This window comes from Halobacteriovorax sp. GFR8 (assembly GCF_050955245.1).
Classification (GTDB): domain Bacteria; phylum Bdellovibrionota; class Bacteriovoracia; order Bacteriovoracales; family Bacteriovoracaceae; genus Halobacteriovorax_A.
The window spans coordinates 2,372,437-2,398,211 of sequence record NZ_JBPBLR010000002.1 but is presented as its reverse complement, the minus strand read 5'-3'; the positions used below and the strand labels follow the sequence as shown (position 1 = coordinate 2,398,211).

General features: G+C 37.2%; 26 protein-coding genes. 22 read left to right on the top strand and 4 right to left on the bottom strand.

The annotated features are described in order from the left end of the window. The first annotated feature begins 151 nt into the window (after positions 1 to 151). A complete protein-coding gene (locus ACRXC1_RS11955) occupies positions 152 to 469 on the top strand; it encodes a hypothetical protein (RefSeq protein ID WP_433659079.1) in 318 nt (105 codons plus the stop codon). An 18-nt stretch (positions 470 to 487) separates the two neighbouring features. Next, positions 488 to 913, top strand: a complete 426-nt coding sequence (locus ACRXC1_RS11950; protein ID WP_433659077.1) for a hypothetical protein — start codon at positions 488 to 490, stop codon at positions 911 to 913. Between the two features lie 38 nt (positions 914 to 951). Here the strand turns inward: ACRXC1_RS11950 and ACRXC1_RS11945 are convergent, their stop codons facing one another. Then, entirely contained in the window at positions 952 to 2,787 is a 1,836-nt protein-coding gene (locus ACRXC1_RS11945; protein ID WP_433659075.1) for a hypothetical protein, read from the bottom strand. Positions 2,788 to 2,863: 76 nt separating this feature from the next. Here ACRXC1_RS11945 and ACRXC1_RS11940 point away from each other — a divergent pair, with 76 nt between their 5' ends. From ACRXC1_RS11940 to ACRXC1_RS11920, 5 genes are all read left to right on the top strand, one after another. Beyond that, positions 2,864 to 3,355, top strand: a complete 492-nt coding sequence (locus ACRXC1_RS11940) for a hypothetical protein (RefSeq protein WP_433659073.1) — start codon at positions 2,864 to 2,866, stop codon at positions 3,353 to 3,355. A gap of 31 nt (positions 3,356 to 3,386) precedes the next feature. After that, positions 3,387 to 4,226: an NIF family HAD-type phosphatase gene (locus ACRXC1_RS11935; protein WP_433659071.1), complete on the top strand. Its 840-nt coding sequence runs from the start codon at positions 3,387 to 3,389 to the stop codon at positions 4,224 to 4,226. A gap of 228 nt (positions 4,227 to 4,454) precedes the next feature. After that, positions 4,455 to 4,847: a MarR family winged helix-turn-helix transcriptional regulator gene (locus ACRXC1_RS11930; RefSeq protein ID WP_433659069.1), complete on the top strand. Its 393-nt coding sequence runs from the start codon at positions 4,455 to 4,457 to the stop codon at positions 4,845 to 4,847. Next, positions 4,844 to 6,070, top strand: a complete 1,227-nt coding sequence (locus tag ACRXC1_RS11925) for a TolC family protein (protein WP_433659067.1) — start codon at positions 4,844 to 4,846, stop codon at positions 6,068 to 6,070. The genes ACRXC1_RS11930 and ACRXC1_RS11925 overlap by 4 nt, the downstream gene beginning before the upstream one ends. A 14-nt stretch (positions 6,071 to 6,084) precedes the next feature. After that, positions 6,085 to 9,141, top strand: coding sequence for an efflux RND transporter permease subunit (locus ACRXC1_RS11920; protein WP_392908753.1), 3,057 nt, complete (start codon positions 6,085 to 6,087; stop codon positions 9,139 to 9,141). Positions 9,142 to 9,182: 41 nt separating this feature from the next. Here the strand turns inward: ACRXC1_RS11920 and ACRXC1_RS11915 are convergent, their stop codons facing one another. Beyond that, complete coding sequence (locus ACRXC1_RS11915; protein WP_433659065.1) at positions 9,183 to 9,845, bottom strand: endonuclease I family protein; 663 nt, start codon at positions 9,843 to 9,845, stop codon at positions 9,183 to 9,185. Positions 9,846 to 10,036: 191 nt separating this feature from the next. On the opposite strand from ACRXC1_RS11915, the gene ACRXC1_RS11910 reads away from it, so the two are divergent. The 4 genes from ACRXC1_RS11910 to ACRXC1_RS11895 all read left to right on the top strand — a co-directional run bounded on the left by ACRXC1_RS11910 (position 10,037) and on the right by ACRXC1_RS11895 (position 12,904). After that, positions 10,037 to 10,357, top strand: a complete 321-nt coding sequence (locus tag ACRXC1_RS11910; protein WP_393060859.1) for a hypothetical protein — start codon at positions 10,037 to 10,039, stop codon at positions 10,355 to 10,357. Next, entirely contained in the window at positions 10,358 to 10,894 is a 537-nt protein-coding gene (locus tag ACRXC1_RS11905; RefSeq protein ID WP_393060861.1) for a metalloregulator ArsR/SmtB family transcription factor, read from the top strand. Positions 10,895 to 11,008: 114 nt separating this feature from the next. Then, positions 11,009 to 11,986 (top strand): SAM-dependent methyltransferase, encoded by a 978-nt coding sequence (locus tag ACRXC1_RS11900; protein ID WP_433659062.1) that lies wholly within the window; start codon positions 11,009 to 11,011, stop codon positions 11,984 to 11,986. Positions 11,987 to 12,004: 18 nt separating this feature from the next. After that, entirely contained in the window at positions 12,005 to 12,904 is a 900-nt protein-coding gene (locus tag ACRXC1_RS11895) for a M14 family metallopeptidase (protein WP_433659060.1), read from the top strand. Here ACRXC1_RS11895 and ACRXC1_RS11890 read toward each other — a convergent pair. Together ACRXC1_RS11890 and thpR are read right to left on the bottom strand one after the other, a co-directional pair. Beyond that, positions 12,880 to 13,386, bottom strand: coding sequence for a M48 metallopeptidase family protein (locus tag ACRXC1_RS11890; RefSeq protein ID WP_433659058.1), 507 nt, complete (start codon positions 13,384 to 13,386; stop codon positions 12,880 to 12,882). The genes ACRXC1_RS11895 and ACRXC1_RS11890 overlap by 25 nt on opposite strands. 15 nt (positions 13,387 to 13,401) lie before the next feature. Beyond that, positions 13,402 to 13,926 (bottom strand): RNA 2',3'-cyclic phosphodiesterase, encoded by a 525-nt coding sequence (gene thpR / locus ACRXC1_RS11885; RefSeq protein ID WP_433659056.1) that lies wholly within the window; start codon positions 13,924 to 13,926, stop codon positions 13,402 to 13,404. 206 nt (positions 13,927 to 14,132) lie between these two features. On the opposite strand from thpR, the gene ACRXC1_RS11880 reads away from it, so the two are divergent. The 11 genes from ACRXC1_RS11880 to mnhG all read left to right on the top strand — a co-directional run bounded on the left by ACRXC1_RS11880 (position 14,133) and on the right by mnhG (position 25,775). Continuing rightward, positions 14,133 to 16,940 carry a G8 domain-containing protein gene (locus ACRXC1_RS11880; RefSeq protein ID WP_433659054.1) on the top strand — a complete coding sequence of 936 codons (2,808 nt, stop codon included), beginning with the start codon at positions 14,133 to 14,135 and terminating at the stop codon, positions 16,938 to 16,940. Positions 16,941 to 16,945: 5 nt separating this feature from the next. Further along, complete coding sequence (locus tag ACRXC1_RS11875) at positions 16,946 to 17,515, top strand: hypothetical protein (RefSeq protein WP_433659052.1); 570 nt, start codon at positions 16,946 to 16,948, stop codon at positions 17,513 to 17,515. A gap of 88 nt (positions 17,516 to 17,603) precedes the next feature. After that, entirely contained in the window at positions 17,604 to 20,102 is a 2,499-nt protein-coding gene (locus ACRXC1_RS11870; protein WP_433659050.1) for a cation-translocating P-type ATPase, read from the top strand. 109 nt (positions 20,103 to 20,211) lie between these two features. Further along, positions 20,212 to 20,430, top strand: coding sequence for a hypothetical protein (locus tag ACRXC1_RS11865; RefSeq protein ID WP_433659048.1), 219 nt, complete (start codon positions 20,212 to 20,214; stop codon positions 20,428 to 20,430). 117 nt (positions 20,431 to 20,547) lie between these two features. Further along, a complete protein-coding gene (gene mbhE, locus ACRXC1_RS11860) occupies positions 20,548 to 22,665 on the top strand; it encodes a hydrogen gas-evolving membrane-bound hydrogenase subunit E (protein ID WP_433659046.1) in 2,118 nt (705 codons plus the stop codon). Continuing rightward, positions 22,658 to 23,083 (top strand): MnhB domain-containing protein, encoded by a 426-nt coding sequence (locus ACRXC1_RS11855; RefSeq protein ID WP_433659044.1) that lies wholly within the window; start codon positions 22,658 to 22,660, stop codon positions 23,081 to 23,083. Before mbhE ends, ACRXC1_RS11855 begins: the two co-directional genes overlap by 8 nt. Beyond that, complete coding sequence (locus tag ACRXC1_RS11850) at positions 23,084 to 23,395, top strand: sodium:proton antiporter (protein WP_433659042.1); 312 nt, start codon at positions 23,084 to 23,086, stop codon at positions 23,393 to 23,395. It abuts the gene before it with no gap. Further along, complete coding sequence (locus ACRXC1_RS11845) at positions 23,392 to 24,873, top strand: complex I subunit 5 family protein (RefSeq protein WP_433659040.1); 1,482 nt, start codon at positions 23,392 to 23,394, stop codon at positions 24,871 to 24,873. The genes ACRXC1_RS11850 and ACRXC1_RS11845 overlap by 4 nt, the downstream gene beginning before the upstream one ends. A gap of 7 nt (positions 24,874 to 24,880) precedes the next feature. Continuing rightward, positions 24,881 to 25,228 carry a Na+/H+ antiporter subunit E gene (locus tag ACRXC1_RS11840; RefSeq protein WP_392908775.1) on the top strand — a complete coding sequence of 116 codons (348 nt, stop codon included), beginning with the start codon at positions 24,881 to 24,883 and terminating at the stop codon, positions 25,226 to 25,228. Then, the gene (locus ACRXC1_RS11835; protein WP_392908776.1) at positions 25,225 to 25,494 is read left to right on the top strand and encodes a monovalent cation/H+ antiporter complex subunit F; all 270 of its coding nucleotides are present in this window, start codon (positions 25,225 to 25,227) and stop codon (positions 25,492 to 25,494) included. The genes ACRXC1_RS11840 and ACRXC1_RS11835 overlap by 4 nt, the downstream gene beginning before the upstream one ends. Beyond that, positions 25,491 to 25,775 (top strand): monovalent cation/H(+) antiporter subunit G, encoded by a 285-nt coding sequence (gene mnhG, locus ACRXC1_RS11830; RefSeq protein ID WP_392908778.1) that lies wholly within the window; start codon positions 25,491 to 25,493, stop codon positions 25,773 to 25,775. Before ACRXC1_RS11835 ends, mnhG begins: the two co-directional genes overlap by 4 nt.

The following is a 25,775-nucleotide window of genomic DNA, read 5'->3' as shown; positions in this document are numbered from 1 at the left end:
CTAATATTTCATATATACTTAAAAGCACTTTAAGTTTTGAACCTAAAGAAATTCTAAAGAAAGGAATTCTTCTTCGTATTTGCTTACATTGACAATGACTTTTAGTGAGAAGTATTGAGGCTCCATACAATTAATTTTAAAGGAGATTCTCATGAAAAAGTTTATGATGCTTTTTGCATTTGTTATTGTTGGTTCTTTATCTAATGCTCAAGCCTATGTTAGTGCAAATGCTAATTGCTGGGTTAATGGCGGTGGCCAAGCAGTTTGTGAAGTTTGTAATCATTACTATAGCAGACCTATTTATTGCAATATGAATATGCGTGGCCTGACTGCTTATGGTGCATGGATGACTGCATTCCAAAATGGTTATGTAATGCCAGGTCAGTGTATCAATGGATTTGTGAGAGCGAATAATCCTTATGTTGATCCTCTTGTTGATGCTAACGTTAATTTTAACTGTCGTTTTTAATAGAAGTTGTAGGTATAAATGAAAGCAATAATATTAGTAGGTAGTTTTTTTATTTCAAGTTTAACTATGGCCATAAGTTGTCATCATTCTTCAATGATTGCCAAAAAAAGCCAACAGATGCTTCAAGAGTATAACAATCAAGTTGATAATTTAAATTCTGTTTGCGGAACTTATCTGGGTTGTTCAAATATTGAAGAAATTAATTCTGAGTTCAAGGCCGTTTATTCAAATTTAAATCATATAACTGATGCTTTAAAAGACAAAGCAGGTGATCTTTATTGGTTAGCTGAGAATTGCGGTGGGCGTGATGGTCAAGTTGCTTATGATTTCTATGGAGCTGTTGCAGGAGCATACAACTCATATATTCAACCTGATGGTGTAAAAGATCATATTAGAGATAATTGTCTTCTACCAATTGTTAGAAAATTAAGTTCATGTAAATAAGAAGAATAATGGCTCCATTGAGGAGCCATTTTTTTATATTAGTTTTTTTCAATCGAAGAAGTTTTAGCGTAGTTAATCGCTGTTGTAAGTAGAAGACCTACAAAGAATAAGACGCTTAGGCTTGTTTGGAAATTAAAGTCTTTAACTCCAGCGATCTCCATTCCGCCAATTGCAAGGATTCCAAATAGAAGAGCAAATAGGGCGTCTCCTGTAATAAGCCCTGCGGCAGTAAGAATTCCTCGGTGTGTGATTTTTGTCACAGACTTTGTCCCAGAAAGTCTAGCAAGAGAACCTAATAGAATTCCTGTTCCGATATATGAAGGAAGATAGATTCCAACTGCAAAGGCAAGTGAGCTTAGAATAACACCCTTACGCTTTCCGATGATCTCAATAATAACAGCTAATAATCCAAGTCCAGTACCTGCAAGAACTGGCATTAGAGGAATATCACTTTGAATAAAAAGAGATTTTAAAACAGTTGCAAAGAATGCTGCCTGTGGTGCAGGTAGTGCTTCACTTCCAAGAGTTCCTGTTTCATGAGCAACGTAAATTGCTAGAGGTACAGAGATTGCACCACCTAGAAGGCCTACGATTTGTCCCACAAATGAGCTTGAAACTTTAAGGCCATTAAATTGCATTGTCTTATAATCTTGAGATGAATCGTTTGATGCACAGATAGCAACACAAGCTGCAACGATAATTGGAACTAGAAAGTAAACACCTTGAATCCCTTCAAGGCCAATGGCAAGTCCTACTAAACTTAGAACAAGCATTCCCATGAATACGGTTCCACTAACAGGCGAAGCAGATGATCCAACTTGAAGTGATAAGAGAGCTCCAAGACCACTTAGGAAGAAGATTAGAAGTAGTGCAACGATACCAAGTGCAACAAGTCCGACAAGTGTTGCTCCTGAATACATCATCATGGCGATTAATAAGAATGCACCAAAACCAATCGATGCTAGAAGTTGCTTTCTTACTCGCGCTGGGATTTCTAATTGTTCAGCATCAAAGTCTGCTTTCTTATTTGCAAGAGCATTGCGAGTTTTTCTACCTTCAATGATGTAAGCAATTAATGAGTAAACAACAGCAACAACCATGGCAGCACCACCAACCCAACGAAAAGTTGTTCCTGGCATATTTTGGGCCGCAGACATTCCCTTAACAACTGCGTTTAGAAGACCTCCAAAGAAGATCAGGATAGCAGTCGGAACAGTAAGGAGTGCTCCAATACCAAAGTATAGTGGGTTAATTGGAAGTGGAAGTTTTGTTTCGACTCCACTAAGAGTGAACTTAAGATCATAGATACTTGCTTTTAAAACTTTTATTTGGCTTAGGAAGGCCATCACAAATCCAAGTGCTAGACCAGGAATAAGTGAGAATTTTAAAGGTGGACGGGCCTGAGGATTTTCAGCAGCTGTTTGGATAAGGCGGTCACAAGCAACGGCCTCGGGAGCTGGAAGTTTTGGATCTGTTAAAAATCTTTGAGTTGCAAGGCCCACAAAACCCCAACCTAGGAAACATCCGGCAGCAGAAGCTAGAATGAGTGAAAGAATATCGACTGGTGGAACAGGTTGTCCTAGTTCCGCAGCTAAGATTTGAACGATTGGTGCAACGAAGGCGACACCTGCTGTTACGGCAACTCCTGCTGAGCCTGTTACTTGGGCCATGGCAAGGAAGCCTTTCATGTCGCTTTTAAAGAAGCTACCCATTGCGACCCATCCAAATAAAACGACGAGGGGACTGATCCCAGGGGTAATACCTGCTTTTAGTGCTGAAAAAACAAATGCTGAACCGAGCACAAAGGAAATGACGAAGCCGAAGGCTATCCCTGCTTTTTTTGATTTTAACGATGGTTCAATAGCATGACTCATTTACTTCCTCCAATTATTATTTAGTTATAATTATAGAATCTCTTTACTGCTTAGATTTAGCAAGTATTATGTATATATGACGAAAATTGATAAAGAAAAGCTTACGCAAGAAATGAATTCAAAGAATCGTGAATGGCTAATAGAGTCTGATGGTGTTTCAGCTCTTTTCATTCATAATCTCGAAAACTTCGCTTATCGCTACCTTGAAACATCAACAGATAAAGGGATTAAGTGTGTTGTTGATGGTGATGTATTTCGAGTGCAATCTTGTGAGCCGTCAATTTTAGAGGCCCTAAAATGGGATAATCCAGAACTAAAAAAATCTCTCATTGACCTATGCAAGAAGTATCCAGGAAAAGCATCGCAAGAGCTTAGAGTTAATCTGTGCATTGAAACGAAGATGTTAGGGGAGAAGAAGAATGAATGCTCTGCTCATATTACGTGCTTGCTCCCAAGTGGTGAGAGCACAATTCTCTTTGAGAAGACGACATCCATGAGCTTTGATGACCCGATTGAGCTTAGAAATAAGCATGCTGCACTCTTAGAAGAAGTTTCAGTAATTTTTTAAGTATTTGACTAAAATGGTCGATAAGATATGAGTGAGATATCTCGTTTTCATCCTATTATTCATTTCATGCTCCAAAGCTCTTAGGGGGCCAGCGCAGCTAAAGCAGAGGCATATTGTTTTTGATCTCGACCACACACTTGTGGCCGAAATTGAGGCGGGTGAAACATTTAATCCAAAAAGAACTGTTACCATCCAAGGCATTCGCTATAGGATTATTCCATACGCCCAAGAACTCATCACTGAATTATCAAAACGAGAAGATGTTTCAATTTCTTTTTTTAGTGGAGGGAGCGAGGGGCGAAATCTAGAACTTTTAAAATCACTTAAACTCTCAGACGGAAGTGAAAAAAGTTTTCATGATATTTCTTATCGCATTCTTTCAAAGCGCCACCTTTACGATAATAGAAGAAATGTTCCCGAAGATTCTCGCTTTGTTCATAAGTGGAAAAAAGACATCTCCCTTGTGAGTGATGACTTAGACTCTGTGATTCTTGTGGATGATCACAAGGACTTCTACTATGAAGGCCAAAAAGAGAATACTGTTTGGCTAGGTGAGTGGTTTAATAACTTTGAAAGCTACTCAGATGTCGAAGATTACAGAAAAAGAATTGGAGACGCCAAAGGCTTCAGACTTCCTCCATCATATAAAGACTGGTGGATGAATCGCAATAAACTGGCCCTTGTTGGAAGCGCCATTGAACAAGCTTTGGATAACGATGAAGTCTTTGTGCAATCAATGAGAACTCACCTCAAGCGCCTAGATGAACAAAGAGCTGGAAAGCTTGAGGATTTAAAAGACAGAGTTCATACTTTTGGAATACGGTCTGCGCCGGAGTCTTGTTCCTCGGCACTTGGAAGTTTTCTATTATAAAAAAGTGCCATGCTCCATTGGTTGTGCAAGTGCGAAACCAAAGGTGCATGGCACCTGCTGTTTAAATAATTCGTTTAGTGGCTTAACTAGTCTTCATTGCATTAAAAATAATGTTTTTCAAACTTAAGATAATCTTAGTAAAATACTTAACAAAGTTAAATATTAACAAGGTTATGTTTTATCAAAGATTCTTTATCTAGAAAATTCATCGAGGTCATACCGTCATCGATGGGAATTATTAGGTCATACATTAAAAGAGAAAGCGAATCTGAAATTAGCTTTCCAAAGTATCGTATTCTGGCAAGAGTAAATGATGGTGTGTGCACATGTAGTGATTTAGCTGATGTTATTCATGTTTCTTGTGCTGCTATTTCAAAGCTTGTGGATACATTAGTAAATGATAAGTATATTTCACGTGAGGCCTGTAAGACAGATCGAAGAATTACTTTTTTAAAGATTACAGCAAAGGGCAAGAAGAAGTTTGAGAAGGTCAGAAGTGGCGCCAGTCATAGGTTTTCAGGTAGTTTGGAAAACCTTTCCGCATCTGAAGTTTCACAGTTAACAAGTGCTCTCGAAGTAATAGAAAACTTTGTTCTAAAATTACAGGAGGGCCAATCTTGAATTACTATAAAATTGCATTTTTATTTATTACTTTTACCCCTTTTATTAGTAATGCTTCTGTAGAAGAGCTTTACTTAAAGTCTTTAAAGAAGTCTAAGCAAGTCGAGGTCTTTAAGCTTACAGAAAAGAAAACGGTTTCAGATTTGGAGACTGTAGAGTCAAGCCTCTACCCAAGCTTAGATGCAGTATATTCTAATACGTATCGTGATGAACATCCTGAAAGCTCAACAAATAAAGAAGTTGATTCAGAAGTCTATCTTTCATTAAGACAAAAGCTATTTCAAGGTGGAGCAGAGTTTGCTCTTTATGATTACAACAAGATCGTGCCTAAGCAGGCAAAAGCATTAACAGATAAAAGTCTTGCTGAGTACTATTCTCAATTTACGACATTATTTTTTCAAATGTCTTCGGCCATAGAAGAAAAAGAAAGAGTTGAGGCACTGCTTGAAAACTTAAGAAAGAGAGTTAGTATTGTTAGACAAAGAGCAAAGATTGGACGAGATCGTAAGGCTGATCTCTATGCTCTTGAATCTCAGCTTCATCGCTTAGAGGCCGGACTTGTTCAAAGTAAGGCCCAAGTAAAGACATCAATGACTGATTTAATGAATTTTTCAGGTCTTGATGATGTTAAAGAAGTGAAAGATAGTGTCGACCCTCTAAAACTGGTTCTGTCTACAAATGTTGACTTAGAAAATACGCCAGATCTTAAGAGCCTAAAATATGATTACGAAGCATCTGTTGCTGAGGCTAAAATTGAAAAGGCCGCATACTATCCACAAGTAGATCTAAGCGCTGATTACAATATTGATAAGAATGATATTGGAGAACGCGATTGGAGAGTTAGCTTAAACGTTACTCTTAATCTTCTAGACTTTGGTGAAAGAAAGTCGAAAGTGACAAGCAGAAGAATCGTTTCACAAATTAATAAAGCACAAATTGATTACAATAGAAGAAATACTGTTAATCGTTGGAGTGCTTTTGTTAAAAATTTTGAATATAAGAAAAATGAATTACAAACTCTAAGAAAAGCTTTGTATCGAAGTAGGGCATCATATCAAGAGCAATTAAAGGATCTTAATAAGGGGCTAGTAACACAAATTGAAGTTATTAGATCTTTAGACGACGTAATTGACCTAGAAAAGTTAGCAATTAGATCATCTCTTGAAGTGAAGTCTTTATATTATCAAGCAAATGCTTACTTAGGTAATATCCCTAAAGAATAAGAAGGTTGTATATTATGAGTTTATCATCTCTATCGATAAAGAATCCTGTTTTTGCATGGATGTTAATGTTCTCACTAATCCTATTTGGTATCCTAGGGTTTAGAGAACTTGGAATTAATGAAAATCCTGATGTTGATTACCCATCAATCTCTATTGCATATGAATATGAAGGTGCAACACCAGAAGTAGTAGAAAAAGATGTTTTAGAGCCTGCTGAATCTGTTCTTGTTTCAATGCAAGGGATTAAGGACATGACATCAACTGCTGGGCGTGGCCAAGGTCGTATCAATCTTGAGTTTACACTTGATAAAGATATCGACTTTGCTCTTCAGGAAGTACAAACCCTCTTAGGCCGTGCTCAAAGACAATTACCAGATATTGTTGAAACTCCTACTGTAACTAAATCAAATGCGGCAGATGATCCAATTCTCTACCTCGCACTTGTCTCTGACACACTCTCTGAAAGAGAATTAAATATTCTCTTTAAAGATGGTGTTATTGATCAGATCACAACAATCGAAGGTGTTTCTGAAGTTCGTGCTTTTGGAGCACGCGAGCCAATGATGAGAGTGGACGTTATTGCAGAGAAACTTGATTCATTTCAATTAACACTTTCAGATATTGTCCAAACACTTCAAAGAGAAAGTGTGGAGCTGCCTGCTGGTAAATTTGAAACACTTAAAGATGAGAAGAGTTTACGTGTCCTAGGTGAAGGACGTACTGTTGAAGATTTTAAAAATATGATCATTAGTCGTCGTGGCGGACAGGCCAATTATGTTCCGATTCGACTATCTGAAGTTGCAAATATCTATGCGGGTGTTGAAAACCGCACAAGAATTTCACGTGTAAATCAAAAGCCTTCTCTTTCAATGCCTATTTATAAGCAAAGAGGGGTGAATGCTGTTGATGTTGCTGACCGTGTAAAAGCACGTGTTAAGGAGATCTCTGAAAACCTTCCTGAGGGAACAAACCTTTCAGTAAACTTTGACCGTACTTCTTTTATTCGATTATCAATTGGTGAGCTTCTACAAAACTTAGTTCTCTCTGTTCTATTAACTTCATTAGTATGTTGGTTATTTCTAAACTCAATGTCGGCAACGATTAATATTGTTCTGGCAATTCCAACTGCTATTATTGGTACTTTCTCTTTCATGTACTTAATGGGCTTCTCTTTAAACACATTCTCTCTGCTAGGTCTGACCCTAGCTATTGGGATCGTTGTTGATGATGCCATTGTTATGCTCGAAAATATTGTCCGATATGCAAAGATGGGACATGATAAAGTACAGGCGTCTTTTAAGGGAAGTAAGGAAATTGCATTTGCGGTTCTTGCTACGACTGCAGTTCTTATCGCAATCTTTGCTCCAATTACACTTATGCCTGGAATTGAGGGGCGTTTCTTTAAGGAATTTGCCTTAACAATCTGTATTGCGGTTTCACTATCTTCTCTTGAAGCACTTACTCTTGCACCGATGAGATGTTCTCAATTTCTTAATGTTGCATCTAAAGGGATCTTTATTCACCACTGGGTTAATCGTGCAGTAGATTTTGGAAATAAAATCTATATGGGAGTTTTAAAATTCTCTCTTGGACATCGTTTAAAAGTTATTCTTATTTCTACGGTTGTTATCTTGGCTTCATTTATGTCGCTAAATCACATTGATAAAGAATTTGCACCAGAATCAGATCGAAGCTTCATGTTTGTTATCTTTATTGCACCAGATGGAGCAAGTTTAGATTATACAAATGAGAAAGTTAAAGAGTATGAAGCTATTGTTTCTAAGAACGAAAATGTCGAAAGAATGATTGTTGCTGTTGGTGGTGGACGTGGAGCCTCATCTGGTAACCGTGGTTTTGGAGTTATCATTCTCAAAGACCGTGATAAAAGAGAGCTGACACAATTTCAAATAGCCTCTCAATTAAGAAAGGATCTATCTGTTATCAAAGGACTTCATATTATTGTTAGAGATCGAATGGGATCTGCTATTGGTGGACGAAGAGGAAGTCCAATTGAGTTTACAATTACTGGTCCTGATGCAGAGATTCAAGCTCAACTATATGAGCAATTAGCGAAAGGCATGAAAGAATCTGATCTAATGGTTGGAATTCGCTCCGATGATATTGGTGAACTTCCTGAAGTGCACATCATTCCAGATCGTCTTAAGGCCCAACAGCGTGGGATTGAAGTTAATACTATCGCTACTGCCTTAAATGTTGGTGTAGCAGGGACCCCTGCAACAAAGTATACAGAACGTGGAAGACGTTATGATGTCTTCGTTCAGTTAGCAGAAGAAGATCGCACTAGAGAGAATATCTCATCACTTCTTCTACAAAATAACCGTGGAGAATTTGTTACATTAAGTGAAGTTGTAAAGATTGAAGATGCCTTTGGGCCACAAACGATTTACCGTGAAAATCGTTCGAGAGGTGTTCGAGTCGATGCGAACTTAAAAGAAGGTGTCGCTCAGAGTAAGGCCATCGATTATATTAAAGAATTAGGAGAGAAGGTTTTACCAAAAGGTTACTACCTTAAATTCTCAAAAGACCTAAATGAATCACTATTTAGCGTTCTTATGATTATGGTACTTGGTCTTGTTATTGCCTACATGGTTTTAGCAAGTCAGTTCAATTCTTTCTCTGACCCAATTACTGTTTTCTTGGCCGTTCCATTTGGACTTGCGGGATCTTTCATTGCTCTATGGCTATCTGGTAGTACCTTAAATATATACTCGATGATTGGGATTCTCTTAACGATGGGTATTGTTAAGAAGACTTCGATTCTTATTGTTGAATTCTCAAATCAATTACGTGATGAAGGAAAGGAATTAGCTGACGCTATCTTAGAAGCATGTAAAACAAGATTTAGACCGATTATTATGACAACTTTTACAACTCTTGCATCGGCCGTTCCTGCTGCTGTTATTATTGGAGCTGGTTCTGAAACAAGAAGACCGATGGCCCTTGTTATTATCGGTGGGGTATTCCTTTCAACGATCTTTACCTTAGTTGTTGTACCTTGTTTCTATTCTTTAATTGCAAGACCTAGAAGAAAGATTTTAGAAGAAGTTTAGGATTTGTGCCCACCTGATGGTGGGCCCAATCTTTTCGAAGTCTAGAAGTTTGAAATCTCATCAATCCATTCTGGTTTTAAAATAAATGGATTGATATTTCCTTGAAGAGATTTGATAATCTCATTTCTCTTTAATTCTCGCTCATCTACTGGATCTAGTTTATTCCAAGCTCTGAGAGTTTCCTCTTGATCCTTATCAATTGAAAAATCATAGCGAACAGCAAAGTAGAACATTGCTCGCGCAACATTTCCTTTGTGGCCATCTTGTGGTTCAAAACAGTCCTGAGCATAATCATCAAAGCCTTGAATACTTCCATCCATTTGCCAGTAATCGTAAGCGGCATTACAAAAAGGAAGATTTGCCCTCTTACTATTAGACTCTTTGCTCGTTAGAAAGAGGTGGTGCATATCACTATTGGCCGGAAGCTCTTTTGCTCCCTTTGACTGTGGCCATGTGTGTTCAATATTGATTTTGAAATTCTTTTCTTTTTGCTGATATCTCTTCTTACACTGGCTTGGTGTGTAGACACTGCAAATAACACCATCAATATTATCCACGATCGAAAACATCACTTTCTTAACTTCTTTGTACTCAAGGGCCACGTGGTTCTTCTTTGCCATTTGGGTAATATCAAAACGTGTGAAGGCATTTGATTGAGTTGGTAAACATAAGATGATTAAGAAGCTTGCGATAAGATTTTTCATAGGTATTTAATATGTTGTACAAAAGATTTTGTCCAAGGACAGTGTAAAATTGTATCGCGTATATGTAGAAGCTAAGTTGTCAAAATTACATTAAAACTGGTATCTACTTTGATGAATATCAAAACAAATATTGACCTTCTCTTTTTTTGAGTTTATTTTGACATGTATCAAAATAGATCGGAGAGGAAATTATGAATTTTTTAGATGAATTAAGAGAGCTTTCAAAACAGGCATCGAATCTCAGTAGAGGAAAAATCGATATCAATATTGAAAGAAAGATTAGAGAAAATGTTTTTGAAATTATGGAAGAGCTTTATGGAAATGCGACTCCAGCTAATTTCATCAAAACGACAAAACTTATGTATAGAGATTGGTCTCAAAGCTATAGCGAGGATATTAGATTTGGCCGTGATGAAGATGCGGACAAAGCAATGATTAAGCTTAGTATATTTGAGTGGATTGTATCTCTACCATCAGTTCAAGAAATGCGCACATCTCTTGGCGAAGGCTAAATGATGAGTCTTGCAAAAGTATTCAAAGTCTTAGGGGATGAGGCGAGATTGAGTATTATTAGGAGCCTTGCAGAGAAAGACCTTTATGCAGAAGTTCTTGCAGAAAGACTTTCTCTATCTCCTGGTACGATTACACATCATTTAAAAAAATTAGAAGCCGTTGGCCTTATTAAGTCTCGTAAAGAGCAGTACTATAAAGTCTTTTCACTTCAAAAGAAGGTATTAGATAAAAATATTTTAAACTCAATTCTTGAAGTCTCAATTTCTAACGAAGATGAAAATGAAGTTCAATATGAGCAAAAGATAATTAAATCATTTTTTAAAAATGGAGAACTGAAGTCGATTCCTGTGCAACGAAAAAAGAGGCTTGTTATCTTAAAGCATCTACTACAAGAATTTAAGAAGGGTAGAGACTACACAGAAGCCGAGGTGAATGAAAGACTTGAAAAGTATAATGAAGACTTTTGTACAATTAGACGCGAGTTTATTGCAGAGAAGCTCATGTCTAGAAAGTCTGGTGTTTATAGAGTTGTTTAAGCGCGAAATCACAAAGTTAGATCAAGAGATCAATGAATGCCGTTAATAATTAAGTACATTCTTTATTTAAATGGTATAAGATAGTTAATCTATTAATAACCAATAAGGATGGCAATGAGTCAGCAACAATATATTTTTGTATGTACAAATCCAGGAAACGAAATTCTCTTAAAAGAAGAGATTAAGATATTTTATCCAGAATTAGTTTTAAGCTTTTCCAAGAAAGGCTTTGTGACATTTAAGAATACAGGTATTGCATATGACTTAAAAACGATATCGCAACTCCAGCTTACATTTGCTACACGAAGTGGAATCTTCTACGGAAAATCAACTCCTGAAAATATTGTAAGTGATGTGAAGGCATCAGGGCTTGATAGTGAAGATTTCATGATTCATAGTTTTGCAATTGGATGTGAGACTGATTTTGATGCTAAAGAAGCCTTCGGACGTGAGGTAAATGGCTACAGTGCTGAAGGTAAGATCGTAATTGATTTAATGAGCCTAGGACCGAATGAGATTTGGTTTGGCGCTCACAGTGTAGCAGATGGGTGTACTCGCTATCCTAATTCTATGGCCGAAGTCGATACTCCTGATAATGCCGTTTCAAAAGGATACTTAAAGCTTTCTCAAATTGTGAAACTTTATGCGGTAAAATTATTTAAAGGTGATCTGTGGCTAGACTTTGGGTGTGCTCCAGGTGGTGCTTCACAATATCTTCTAGATGAAGGATGCAAGGTTGTGGGAATCGATCCTGCAAAAATAAGTCCAGAGATCGCTAATCACAAAAACTTCTCACATATGAAAAAATCAGTGCAGGACCTTTCTCATGAGGATCTTCCTGAGGATGTACGCTGGATTCACGCAGATATTAATATTAATCCTAAGCAGTCAATCAAAGAAGTCCTAAGACTAGCGAAGAAGTATAATCGAACTTTAAAGGGGATTATCTTTACCGTTCAGGTTGTAAAGATGGAATATATTGAAAATATCGAATCATTTGAAGATCAATTCTATGATTGGGGATTTCACAATATCATTAGTCGACAAGTACCAGCTCACAAGAAAGAGTATGTGATTTTAGCGACAAGATAGTTATATATAGGTACTAATATGGAAAAGAATCTTATCCCTTGGGGTGACGTAGAAAAAGAGAACTGGTTTAAAGAGCAAGTGATAAAGCGATCATATCTTGAAGAGGTCGTAACAAAGATTAAGAGCTTAGAAGACCGTTTTGATGTCTCTCAATATGGTGCCCTTCCTTATGATGAAGAAAAGTACCCTCTTTATTTAATTAAAAGTAAGAATTTTTCACCAGTGAAAAGAACCATTCTTGTTACTGGTGGCGTCCATGGTTATGAAACAAGTGGTGTTCACGGTGCCCTTGCTTTTCTAGAAAGACAAGCTACAAATTATACAGATTCATTTAACTTTGTCGTTGCTCCATGTATAAGCCCTTGGGGATATGAGACAATCAATCGCTGGAATCCAATGACAGTTGATCCAAATCGCTCTTTCTATACAAATGGGCCAGCTCCAGAGTGCAATCTTGTCATGAAGGCCATTGCTGGTTTAGCTGTTGAAGTCTTTGCCCACTTCGATCTTCACGAGACGACAGATACTGACAATACTATCTTTAGGCCGGCCTTAGAAAAGAGGGATGGTGTCTCTCAAGATGTTTGGGATATTCCTGATGGATTCTATCTTGTTGATGATAGTGAAAATTCTTGCCCTGATTTCCAAAAGGCGATCATTGATTCAGTTCGTAAGGTCACGCATATCGCACCTGCTGATAAGAATGGGAAGATTATAGGGGCCACCATTGCACAAGAGGGTGTGATTAACTATGCTCTAAAGAAACTTCATCTTTGTGCATCTTTTTCAAATGCGAAGTTTTGTACAACAACGGAAGTTTATCCTGATAGTCCAAAAGTTAGTGATGAGGATTGTGTAAATGCACAGGTTGCGGCCATTGTTGGTGGGCTTGATTATTTAAATAAAGTTTCCCCTTGATCTAAGAGAACAAGGTAGAGGCGAAGATCGAATTCAACCTGATGGTAGTTAGGTTGCATATACTCACAAAGTTTATAGAATGCCTTGTTGTGGTCCTTTTCCTTAAAATGGGCAAGCTCATGGACAACTAGCATTTCAAGCATCTCACGAGGGGCATCTTTTAGAGTGCGAGAGATTCTCATTTCATGCTTCTTCTTTAATTTTCCACCGTGATTTCTACTGATATACGTATGGGTACCGAGAGCATCGTTAACGAGATCTTTTTGCTTCTCATAAATAACCTTACTCAATTGCGGTACATTTCGCATATACTGATCTTTGAGTTCATTTGCATATTTGTAGAGCAATTTGTCAGAGTTGATTTCATGTGGATGAGGATACTTCTTTAAGAGATATGACCTAAGGTTACCACTGGAAATCAGATCTTGGATTTGCTGTTTTAAATGTTCCGGATAATGTCTAAAGTACTTTTCAATAGGCATTGCCGCTCCGATTAGTTAGAAAGTTTCTAATGGAAGGTATTCAACACCATTTTTAGTTGAATGACTATGAAATAAGATAAACTCTTTAGCAGTAATGCTAAAGTTAGGTATGTGAATTGTTTGCATGAATTCCTTTATTTCATTCTCTCTAATTCCTCGCTCCATTCTACCTAAAGTAAGGTGTGGGGTGAATATCATCTTGTCTAATTTTAGCTCTAGGCCCTGAAGTCTCTCTTCCACCTTTTCCTGTAGCTCCATTAGCTCTTCATTACTTTCTACTCCAATCCAAATAGGAGTCCCACGGCGATGAGGGTAGAAGTATCCCAAAGATGAAAATCTCAATGTGAAAGGTTTGAATTTAACTGTATTAAGTTGTTCTTTGATTTGTTCTAATAACTCATTTGAGACTTCTCCAATGAACTTCAAGGTTAGGTGAAGATTGGCCGCAGGATAACGGCGAAAATTAGCATGATCCATCTTCACATTCTCTAATTTTTCTTTTGTATCCTTTGGTAAGTCAATGGCGACAAAAACTCTCATAATAGATTTCCTAGAAGTTAGAACCCACTTTTATTTGCACATATTTGTGTCAATCATGACATTCAAATATTGCTATTCTAGCATGGTTAAGTACATAGAATTATTGTGTTTAATTAAACTTTCTTTAGAAAAGTTAAATTCATATTTGATGCCCGCTTAAAATACCCAAGGTCAGATCTTACTGGTTTTTTAAATAAGGAAATTAAATGAGAAGTTTATTTAGGACGTTTGTTGTTATTAGTTTTGGAATACTTACTTTCAATAATGCATATGCTCAGATTAAAGGACATATTGATGCAGTTAAGGTCGTCAATAATAAACTGATTGTAAGTGGATGGGCCTGCGATCAGACAGTTAATCAATCCATTAATGTGCATATCTATGCTGGCGATTCTTTAAGTAATAAGAAGATCCTTTCAAATTTTAAAGCGAGTAATTCAAGTGAAGCAGCAGTTTCAAATATTTGTCAGAATACTTTCACTAAACATCGTTTCGCTCATACCTTTACTGATGACCAGTGGAAAACTAACGCAGGTAAGCTTGTCTTTAGCTTTGGAATCTCTGTGACAGGTGGCCCAAATTTACAAATTGGAAAAAGTGGATACTTCCGAATCCCTGCCTATGTATCAGATAGAAAGATTAGTGAGTTATTTACAACAAATGGCCAAAACTTAACAATTCCTTCCGGTATGACAGCAACTCTTGATCGCAATATTAACGTAGGCTTATTACAAGTTGATGGAGAGTTTAGATGTCCCGATAATTCTTCAAGTTACCGAATTATTGCTAAAGGAATTTTAGTAAATGGAAAATTTATTTGTGGAACGAGTAGTAAGAGATTTCAAGGAAAGCTTAGAATTGAACTTGCTGATGGCCTTGAATTAAGTAATGGCAATCATTCAATGGGAAAGAGGGCCTTCGCAGTTCACGGTCAAGGGCAATTACACTTACATGGGGTTTATCGAAATAGTGGGATCATTAAGCTCGCTAATCATGCCAATCCAGGTAATACAACCATTACACTTTCAACTAATGTAAATTGGAAGAAAGATGATGAGATTGTTATTTCTTCAACTTCATTTGATATGAATGAAGCAGAAAGAGTTAAAATTGTTTCAGTTAATAATAATGTCGTCGTAATTGATCGAGCGCTATCTTATAAACACTGGGGTGTTAATCGTACTTTAAGCCACAGTGGGAAAAGTTGGACGCTAGATAATAGAGCAACCGTTGCAAATCTAACTCGAAATATCGTGATTGCATCTCATGGCACTTCTCATACGTCTTCATACCTTGGTGGCCACGTTATGGTTATGGGTAGTGCTAAGGCATATGTTGACTCAGTTCAATTCTCAAAACTTGGACGAATGGGGGAGATGGCAAGATATCCATTCCATTGGCATATGGTCGGAAATGCAAGTGGACAATATATTAAGAACTCATCTGTTACTGACAGTTACCAAAGATGTATCACAATTCATGCAACTAATTATGTTAGCGTTATAGGAAATGTTTGTTACAACCACTTTGGACACGGCTATTTTCTAGAAGATGGTAACGAAGTAAAGAATACTCTGAGTCACAATATTGGACTGGTTTCAAAAAAGGTTCCAGAGTCGAGAGCTCTCCTCATTTCAGATGTAAGAGGGGTCTCGGGAAGGTTTCCTAGTCCTTCGACTTATTGGATTTCAAACCCTGATAATACTGTCGCTTACAATGTTGCAGCTGGATCTGAAGGGACGGGTTTTTGGATGGCCTTTGAAAAGACGAGAATTTGTTCTCCTGATGGACTTTGTTCAACACCTGTTACAAATAATACATTGAGATATGATAATAACACTGCCCACTCAAGTAAGGTCGGTCACACATGGGATGGGGCCCCTGATGGTGCTCTAAGAAATAATCCAAATAACCCGGAAGATAGAGAGCTACTGAGTGCTCACTATGGGCCGTCAACTTATCCTGTGTTTAGAAATCTTGTTGCTTTTAAGAATACAGAAAGTGGGATCTATTTTAGAGGAAGGGCAGCTCAATTTGATAATGCTGTTTTAGCAGATAATCGTTGGGCCATCTTTACCGCTTATTCTCAGCGTTTTACTAATTCAGCAATTGTTGGGCAAAGTGCAAATAATTCAAATAAAGATAAGGGGATTCTAGCCGGTGCACTTCCTAGTAACTCATTTGTCTCGGGAATCGTTGTCTATGATGGGCCCTTTGAATTAGATAATGTCACATTCTTTGATTATCCAAGTACACAGCAAACTTATAGTAATAGGAATATCACTCCAATACCAATTACCAATATTGGGGGAGCTAATCGATTTGAAAATAAGGTTCGTGGCCTAAAGTTTGCCTCAACACCTTGGAAAAGATTTTTCTATGAAACGAATAATCAAAACTGGATTGATTCGGCCTATTCAATGTCGGTAAGAGACCTCGACGGTTCTTTGACAGGCGTAAGTGGTGCAGTTGTTGTTCCATATAAGAGTTTTAATAATAGTAGTTGTAGTACAAGAACAGATTGGAATGCATACATTTGTAATTATGATTTAGGGCTTTTTACTTTCCGTTCTGTTAAAGGCAGAAATGGTATCGAAGATAATAATAAGATCTACTTCACTTTGAAAAGAGGAGCACAGTCTAAGGTTCTAACATCAATTGCTTCAAGTAACTGGAGTAATAAATTTAATACGATTGTAGGAACAAGTGATATTTATCAAGTTGATTTTGAATCAGTTCCTTCTCTTGATAAGCAGTTTAAAGTTAATTATCAAGCAGAAGGAAATCAGGCGACAAGTGCGATCGTGCAAATTGTTGGTGGGAATAATTGTGATCTCGTAGGAGCAACAAAGTTACAAAGCTTAGCTGCACTTAGATGTCATAATGGAAATGGTTACTACGTATCAGCTGACTCTATTTATCTTAGAATGAAGGCTACGATTAAGCACCCATGGCATGCTAAGGCTCCACTTAGTAACTCATACTATCGTAGTATGGATATAACATGTAGGTAGTAGTGATGAAAGTTATAGGAATTATTCTAATATTTACCATTGCTGGATTTCTGTTTCGCGATACGGAGATTAAAGAAGTCGAAGAGTCTATAACAGAAAACACTAGTGAAGAGCTGGTTATGAACAAGGAGGTACAAAGCCTTGAGTCGAGTTCATATGAAAAGATAGAAATTGTCGATATTGATGAAAGAATAGATGAGCTTGAGTCAAGATTTTATGACTCAGAGAGTATTTCTGCAAATGAGGCCAATGATAATAGAATGATTATATCAAGTCTCAAAGAAAGTCTTGGCCATCAAATCGATACTTTAGATAAGCTATCTCATGCTGAAAGGGCCTATGTTCTTCTAAAGAATATGGCCCCAGAAGATTTCTATAAATTGTCATACCAGGATAAAGAAAAATTAATGTTCGAGTTTGGTGGTCGCAAGGTTCTTAACGAGTATTATTACAGGTACGAAGTTCTTGGTGAAAATTATGAGATACCGTCACTTGAGGAGATAAGTCAGATAAAGAAACTTGCTCAATTAGAGCTCGTAGATGAAGGCGACTCAACGATGATGATTAGTGAATAAAAGAAGTTAATCTTTAGTCTTCTTAACTGGTTTTGTTCTTAACGTTTTTAGTAGAATAAGCTCAACTTCATTGATGGTGAAAGAGCTTATGCAAAGGAAGGTCTCATTTCGTAATTTAGTAGGCCTTGTCGGTCGTCCCACGGGGCTAGACGAGAAGGAGGTCTCTAAGCAGCGCTCAAAATTTGGAACAAATGAAATAGTCGAACGAGTAGGAAGTCCTTTGCTTGAGCTTATTGTGGATACGCTGAAAGACCCTATGGTTTGGTTTCTTGTTAGTATTTCTGCAGTTTTCTATTTTATTGGTGAATTCACCGAATCTCTTATTTTAATTCTGGCAACATTGCCACTTATCTTCATGGATGCCTTCCTTCATTTTCGTACTCAAGCATCAACTGCTGGGCTTAGAAGTCAGCTCTCATCAAAAGTTACACTGCTTAGGGAAGGTAAGCAGGTCATCGTTGATTCTCTTGATATTGTTCCTGGAGATCTAGTTATGCTTTCAGGTAAGAATCTCTTCTTGCCGGCAGATGGCCATTGGGAAGAAGCAGATTCATTACAGGTAGATGAGTCTGTCTTAACAGGTGAGGCATTTCCTGTAAAAAAAACTTCTATTGATTTTGACCCCTTTGTCGATAGTGGAGAGGCCTTGGTTGATACAAGCATTTTAGGCTTTGCTGGAACAAGAGTCCTAACTGGGAAGGGAGTCTTAAGAGTTTTATCCACTGGTAAGAGTACTTCCTATGGTGAAATTGTTCAGTCTGTTGTGACAATTTCTCATGAAAGGACTCCTCTTCAGTCTGCAATTTTAGAACTCACTCGTCTATTAGTTTATGCCTCAGTCATTCTTTGTTTGGCCATCGCCGCAATTAGGTTTTATCAAGGACATGGATGGCTTGATGCTCTCTTAAGTGCAGCAGTCTTGGCCGTCGCGGCCTTACCTGAAGAATTTCCTGTGGTTTTCTCGTTCTTTTTAGGTGTTGGTGTTTACCGATTAGCAAAGCACCATGCTCTTGTTAGAAGGGCCGTGTCAGTTGAAAATATCGGTCGAGTCACTCAAATCTGTACCGATAAGACCGGCACCATAACGATTGGTAAGCTTGAGCTGGCCCACTTTGTTACATCAGATGACTTTTCTCAAACTCAAATTTTGTTAATGGCCCTAGCAGCGTCTAATATTGAAGGCACAGACCCTGTCGATATCGCTTTGATTAATGAAGCAAAAATTAGGGGAGTCAATATCCCCAAGAGAATGAATGTTATTCCATTTACTGAAGATCGAAAGCGCGAGACCGGATTCTGCATTTGCGATAATAATTCAATTTGTGTCATTAAGGGATCTCCTGAAGTTGTCTTGTCAAAAGCAGAACTCTCGCAAGATGAAATTCAAAAGTGGGTAAAAGAAGTCGAGGGGTTAGCGAAGGGGGGCCATAAAGTCTTAGCAGTTGCGGCCATGCCGGTGTTGCAATCAGATGTCGATTCTTGCAATGAGCCTGAAAGTGGATTCAAATTTTACGGAATCCTTGCATTCGAAGACCCGGCCCGCCCAGAAGTAAAAGAAGCAATAAAGTATTGCCAACAAAATGCAATTAAAGTGCTGATGATTACAGGTGATCATCCAGACACTGCAGGTGCAATTGCAAAAGATGTGGGATTAATTGACTCTAATCCTGTTGTTGTCTCGGCCGAACTTGAGCCTGAAAAACTTGAAGAGGAGTGGCTGTTAAAGAACCCTGATTTCTTCAAGAGTGTCGATATTGTAGCAAGATGTAATCCCATTCAAAAACTCAGAATCGTAGAGAGTCTAAAAAGAGCTGGTGAGTTAGTTGTTGTTACAGGCGATGGAGTTAATGATGTCCCAGCACTTAAGGCAGCCGACATTGGTGTGGCAATGGGCCTAAGAGGAACAAGAAGTGCAAGAGAAGTTTCTTCAATCATCCTTACAGATGATAACTTCAGTACGATTGTTAATGCAATTCGGGAAGGAAAACAACTTTTTGAAAATCTAAGAATGAGCTTCAATTATCTTTTACTTATTCATATACCATTTGTTCTTTCGGCAGCAATTATTCCGTTATTAGGATACCCTTTGCTTTATCTACCAATCCACGTGGTATGGCTCGAACTCATCATTCATCCAACAGCTTTATTTGCATTTCAGCAAGATGCCCAACAAGGCCCTCATCGTGAGCAGCTTTCTATGCGAAAGTCCTTTTTTAATCGTAGTGATTTAGTCATTATATTAGGTGTCGGATTTGCTTTAACATTTATTCTTATTCTCTTCTATATTAGCTCAATTGCTGAGGGCCAAGATGTCGGACATGGACGAGCAAAGGCCATGGCACTGCTCTCTCTTTGGAGTGCAGGTATTGTTGTGGCCTTAACGGGAGGAAGGACTATTACAGCAAAACTTATCATCATAATGACTTCATTGATGACTATTGTTCTCATTCAGAGTTCATTAATGGATAAGATACTTCATTTAACACCTCTGGATCTATTTGACTGGAGCAAAGTATGTGTAATTGTTCTTTGCTTTCTCATTGGCCTTAAAATATCTAGATCATCAATATTACACAAAAGTAAATGAAAACCTAAATTGTCATTGAATAAATTAATATAATCTATTGTCAATATATATATTATTGCTGTTTACAATTCCGGTATAGTTATTGGAGGTGTAAACAAAGGAGCATTGCATGAATGCCAATGAAATCATTTTCCTAATTTCATGCCTCGCATTGATTGGGGTGTATATTGCGATTGAGAAGTTTATAAAAATTAAATCTTCGAAGAGAGACTATTATACTAATGCCGATATTATGAGTGACACAAAAGATCGTAGTAGCAAGGTAACGACCGATCACTTAGTGGCAATGAAAAAGAAAAATCAATTATCAGCTAAGAAAAGCGCTTAGAAAAAATCGTTTCATTTATGAGGTCGTACTTAATTAAGTATGGCCTCAAAATTTCCAACACACACTTAGATAAAATTAAACTCGTAATTTGTACGAAGGATTGTTTTGAAGTTAGTAATGGAAGGTATATTTTCTCTATCAAGTGTGAATAATCTATTTGGGGCACTTGTTGCCATCATTGGATTAGGTGTCTTTGTCTATAGCTTCTTTTATATGAAGAGCTTTAGCAAGAAAGATAAAATAATTTACTATATCTCACTTATTCTCTTCTCAATTTCGATGTTTGGAATAATTTATTCCTCAAATCTCTTATTCTTATATTTATTCTGGGAAATGACGAGTGTCACATCCTTCTTTTTGATTGGATTAAAGAATGAGGATTCGCAAGTTAGGGAAAAAGCAAGATGGGCCTTGTATACAACTGTTGGCGGTGGGCTATTTATCCTTTTTGGTATTATCTTAATTTCTCAAATAGGTGTTGATTTAGGCCTATCATTTTATGAATCATTTAATTTATCAAGCTTGATGGGCGTAAAGGGATTTTCTAATCATGAGTACTTTAAAGTTTCTTTGGTGACACTATTTATAGGGATTAGTTCAAAATCGGCACTCTTCCCATTTTCATATTGGCTCCCTTTGGCCATGGCCGGGCCGACTCCCGTCAGTAGCTTCCTTCATTCTGCGACCATGGTGAAGGCCGGTCTCATCTTAGGGGTTAAAGTATTTCCTCTTTATGCTCAAGATCCACTGTGGCAGATACTCTTTATTGGAGCAGGTGTTATAACTGTTCTTCATGGCGGATTTCAGTGCCTCCTGCAAAGTAACTTTAAGACAATGCTAGCATATTCCACCATCTGTATTCTTGGAATGCTTGCCATTCTTCTTGGAGTTGGAAATAAATATTCAATCATAAGCTTCGTCTTATTAGTTATTGCACACGCTTTTTACAAGGCAAGTTTATTTCAATATGTGGGCTACTTTGCAAAAGCTTTAAAAACAATGGATCGGCATGAATTATTAAATGGTGATCGTGTTGGCATATTACCTTTTATTGTAGCTCTATTGAATACGATGAGTATGGTCGGTATTCCTCTTAGCGTCGGCTTTTATGCTAAGGAATATATTTACTTAACATCGATAAAGTCACATCTCTTATGGATTCTTGTTTCCACTTTTTTTTTAGGAAACCTCTTTATGGGAATTCAAGCCGTTAATCTTCTTCGTGCCTCTTGGCCACGGATGAGAAGTTATGTGATAGGTTATAAGGGACTACTTATCTCACCACTTATCTATTCATTATTATCATTATCTATTGCTCTAGCGCCAAATTTATTAGGAATTAATTTAATTGCTGAAGAAGCTATAGGAGAGGTCGGACTTAGAGTTCAAAGTATACATATTAAACCATGGCATGGGCTTGAATATCCCTATGGGACAGTTTTGGCACTAAGTATCCTAACCATTTTAGGTAGTATTTTGGGAAGTCTTTTTCTTGATAAGTACTTTTTGAAACTTGATGAATTTTCGAAAAAGTACTCTGACTTTAGTCCCTGGCCTATATTAGTGAAGGGACTAGATTTAACTTTGGATCTTTTTAAGAAAATGAATATGGCCATGCAAAATGGTGATTTTGCACACTATATTCGCATTACGATAGGTTCTTTGGCCTTACTTACAATTTCGGCGCACATGGGGATTTCAAATTTCATTCCCCCGGGATTTGACATTACTCTATCAAAGCTCTTGAGCTTGTCAGGGATTTTAGTAGGACTTGTTTTTGCATATATCAGTAAATCAAATCTAAAGGCCATTCTCTACTTTGTTCTTTCTGGCTTCTTTCTCGTTCTATTCTTTGGTTATCACAGTGCCGCAGACGTTAGTATGACTCAACTTATGGTTGAAACACTTTCTTTATTCTTTGTGTTTTTTCTCATTAAGGCCGTTCCCATTGATGGACGGGATTTGAGAATAAATATCAAGCCGATTAATTTTGTTATTGCTTTCACATATGGGATTTCTATCTTTATTTTCTCAATGGCCAAAAATCTCAACTTTGATATGACGGCCAGTCGATATTTTTTTGAAAACTCAAAACTTTTGGCCAAAGGAGAGAATGTTGTCAATGTCATTCTTGTCGATTATCGGGCCATGGATACATTTGGAGAAGTTCTTGTTGTGGCAATTGCTATTGTTGGTGTACTTGCAATTTTTTCAAAGAGAGGTGAGCGTGAATGAGGCATTAATACGAGGAAGTTTTAAGGTCGTTTGTCCGCTTCTTGCTATCTTATCTCTCTTATTTCTTTTAAGAGGCCACGATCTCTCTGGTGGAGGTTTTATTGGTGGGCTAGTCTTGTCCTTGGCGATGATCTTACACTTTATTTCCCAACCGGACTCTAAGTTAAAGAAATGGATATATCTTAATTATACTTCTATGATTGCCATCAGTATCTTAGCTCTTATTTTTATTCTAACAATACCTATGCTCTTAGGTAAGGCCGGACTAAGCTCGATGTGGACAAGTATTCCTTTTCCTATCGCTGGCAAAATTAGCTCTGTCTTAGTATTTGATTCCATTGTTTTTATCATTGTCTCATCAAGTACTACCATGGCCTATGTGAAATTTATTAGTTTCTCAAAGGAGAATGGTAGTTAAATGACTTTTCTAGTTGGTTGTATATTTTTATTCATAGGTTTTCTCTTCTTGTTAAAGAACACTTGGGTCAATAGTATCTTTGCAATTATCACATTGGGCAATGGTGCTAATCTTATCATCTTCTCAATTGGTCAGGTTGTTGCACATGGATACCCCTTTGCTAAAGAAGGTGATACCTTTGATTCTCACTTTGCTGACCCTTTAACTCAAGCACTCATTCTAACTGCTATCGTTATCTCTTTCGCTACATTATGTTTTGTCATTTCTGTTATTAAGAAGATCAATGATTCTAGGGAAGGAGAGAGGGGATGATACTTGATAATTATTACTTTATATTCTTTCTGATCTTACCACTGCTTTCTGCTTCCTTTACGCTCTTGTTTAAAGACTCGGATGGATTGGCACCATTCTTTTCAAACTTATTTTCACTCTTATACTTTATCTATGCTGGTGTTTGTCTCTTTTCATACACTGATACTTCCACATTTGTCGCAGGAGACTGGGAGAGTGGAATTGGGATATCCTTAAGCTATGATCTTTTTTCAGGTATTATGATTTTTGTCATTGGAGCGATTTATTTCACAGGGGCCCTCTATGCGTACCCGGGCGTAACAGTTGAAAAAAAGAGTACTTATCATTTCTTATATAACACCCTTTTTCTCGGTTTGACCGGAGCATTTCTGACACGTGACCTATTCAATCTATTTGTATGGTTCGAAATCACACTAATGAGTAGCTACGTACTTGTTGTTCTCGATTCATCTCGAAAAAGACTTAAAAGTGGCCTTAAATATATTCTTCTTAATTTTATAAGTGGACTTATCTTTTTAATTTCAATTGCACTTATTTATAAATTTACTAATACATTAGATTTTAAAGTTTTAAATGAGAGACTGTCACAACTATATACTAGTGATGCAGGCCTTGTTCGCTCCCTTGCTCTCTCTTTATTTGGTGCCTTTGCGATAAAGTCGGCGTTCTTTCCTCTATTCTTTTGGCTACCAGAAAGTTATCCAAAACTATCTGCAGGACTCAGCGGAGTTTTGGCCGGGCTACTTACAAAGCTTGGTCTCTATGCAATGATTAGAGTTTTTGGCCAGGTGTTTCCACCAGATCTTCAGTTATTTTGGACAGTTCTTATCTTGGCAATTGTTACACTTCTTGTTGGAGTCTGGTTTGCTGTAGTACAAAATAAATTACGTGAAATCTTAAGTTATCATATTATCAGCCAGGTTGGCTTCATTGGAATAGGGGTAAGCTTTTGTTTGCATCCAGATATGGCAATAAGGAAGTTTGGATTAGCTTGTGCCTTATTTTATATTTTTCATCATATCATTGTAAAAACAAACCTCTTCTTTGTTTCTGGCCTTGTTAGAAACTTTGCATACACAGAAAAGATAACAAAATTGGGAGGACTGCTTAAGACTTCTCCAACAATTGCACTACTTTTTATGATTCCGGCAGCAAGTCTAATTGGAATACCTCCATTTTCAGGCTTTTGGGCAAAACTAGGTCTATTCAAAATTGCTACTGAAAGTCGCCTTATTTGGATTATCATTCCAATGATTATTGGCAGCTTCTTTACACTATATAGTATGGTCAAAATTTGGAGTGGAGTATTTTGGGGCGAATATCAAGAGTTTATTGTATCCTTTCCCAAGGTCACAATCGTTCGCTCATATATCTCCTGTATCTTACTTTGTCTTTTCACTTTGATTATTAGTTTAAATCCTCTTTTGATCTTTAAACTGGCCCAGGAAGTGGGCAAGATTGGATTGGTGTATAAGTGAGGTATCAATGAGACTCTGGTACATATTTGAATTCGTTATTCTCTACCTATGGGATCTTACTCTTGGGGCACTAAGGGTCGCACAAGATGTTGTTACTCCTAAGAATTTATCTACCCCTGGTATTATAAAATTTCCACTTGAAGTACAAAGTGACTTCGAAATTGCACTACTTTCTAATTTAATTACCTTTTCGCCAGGAACAATGGTCATTGATTTAGACGCAGATAAGTCACATTTATATATTCACATGATGTTCTTAGAAAATGAAGAGGAAGCAATACAAGAATTTAAAGAAGTTATTGAAAGTCGTGTGTTAAGGATATTGCGTGGAAATCGAAAGGGGAAGTTAAAGTGAGTGTCCTATTAATGATTTCAACTGGAATTGTTATTCTAACATTTCTTTTGCTCACAATCGAGGCAAAGAGAGAGCAAGAGGTCCTCGTCAAGGTCTTGGCCTTTGACTTAATTGGGATTTCAGGGGTTAGTCTTTTTTTGATATTGTATACATCAAATAGGGATACGTTCTTTCACAATATAGCGCAACTATTTGCGATTGTTGGTTTTGTTACTGCATTCGTATTTGCGGTCTTTTTATCGGATAAAAGTAAGGAGAATAAATGATACATTTAATAGGTGAAATTTTAATTCTCTTAGGTTCTATCTTTGTTTTCTTGGCAGTAGTAGGGTTTATTAAAATGCCAGACTTCTTTATGAAGCTTCAAGCTGCAAGTAAGGCCAGTGCCTTTGGTGCAGCTCTTATCTTACTAGGCTCTAGTATGATTATCGCTGAAATTAATATTGTAATTACTAATTTCTTGCTATTTATATTCTTATTGATCACAACACCAATTGCAACACATGCAATGGCCTATGCTTATGCTAAGAAGAATGAAATTTCGTGA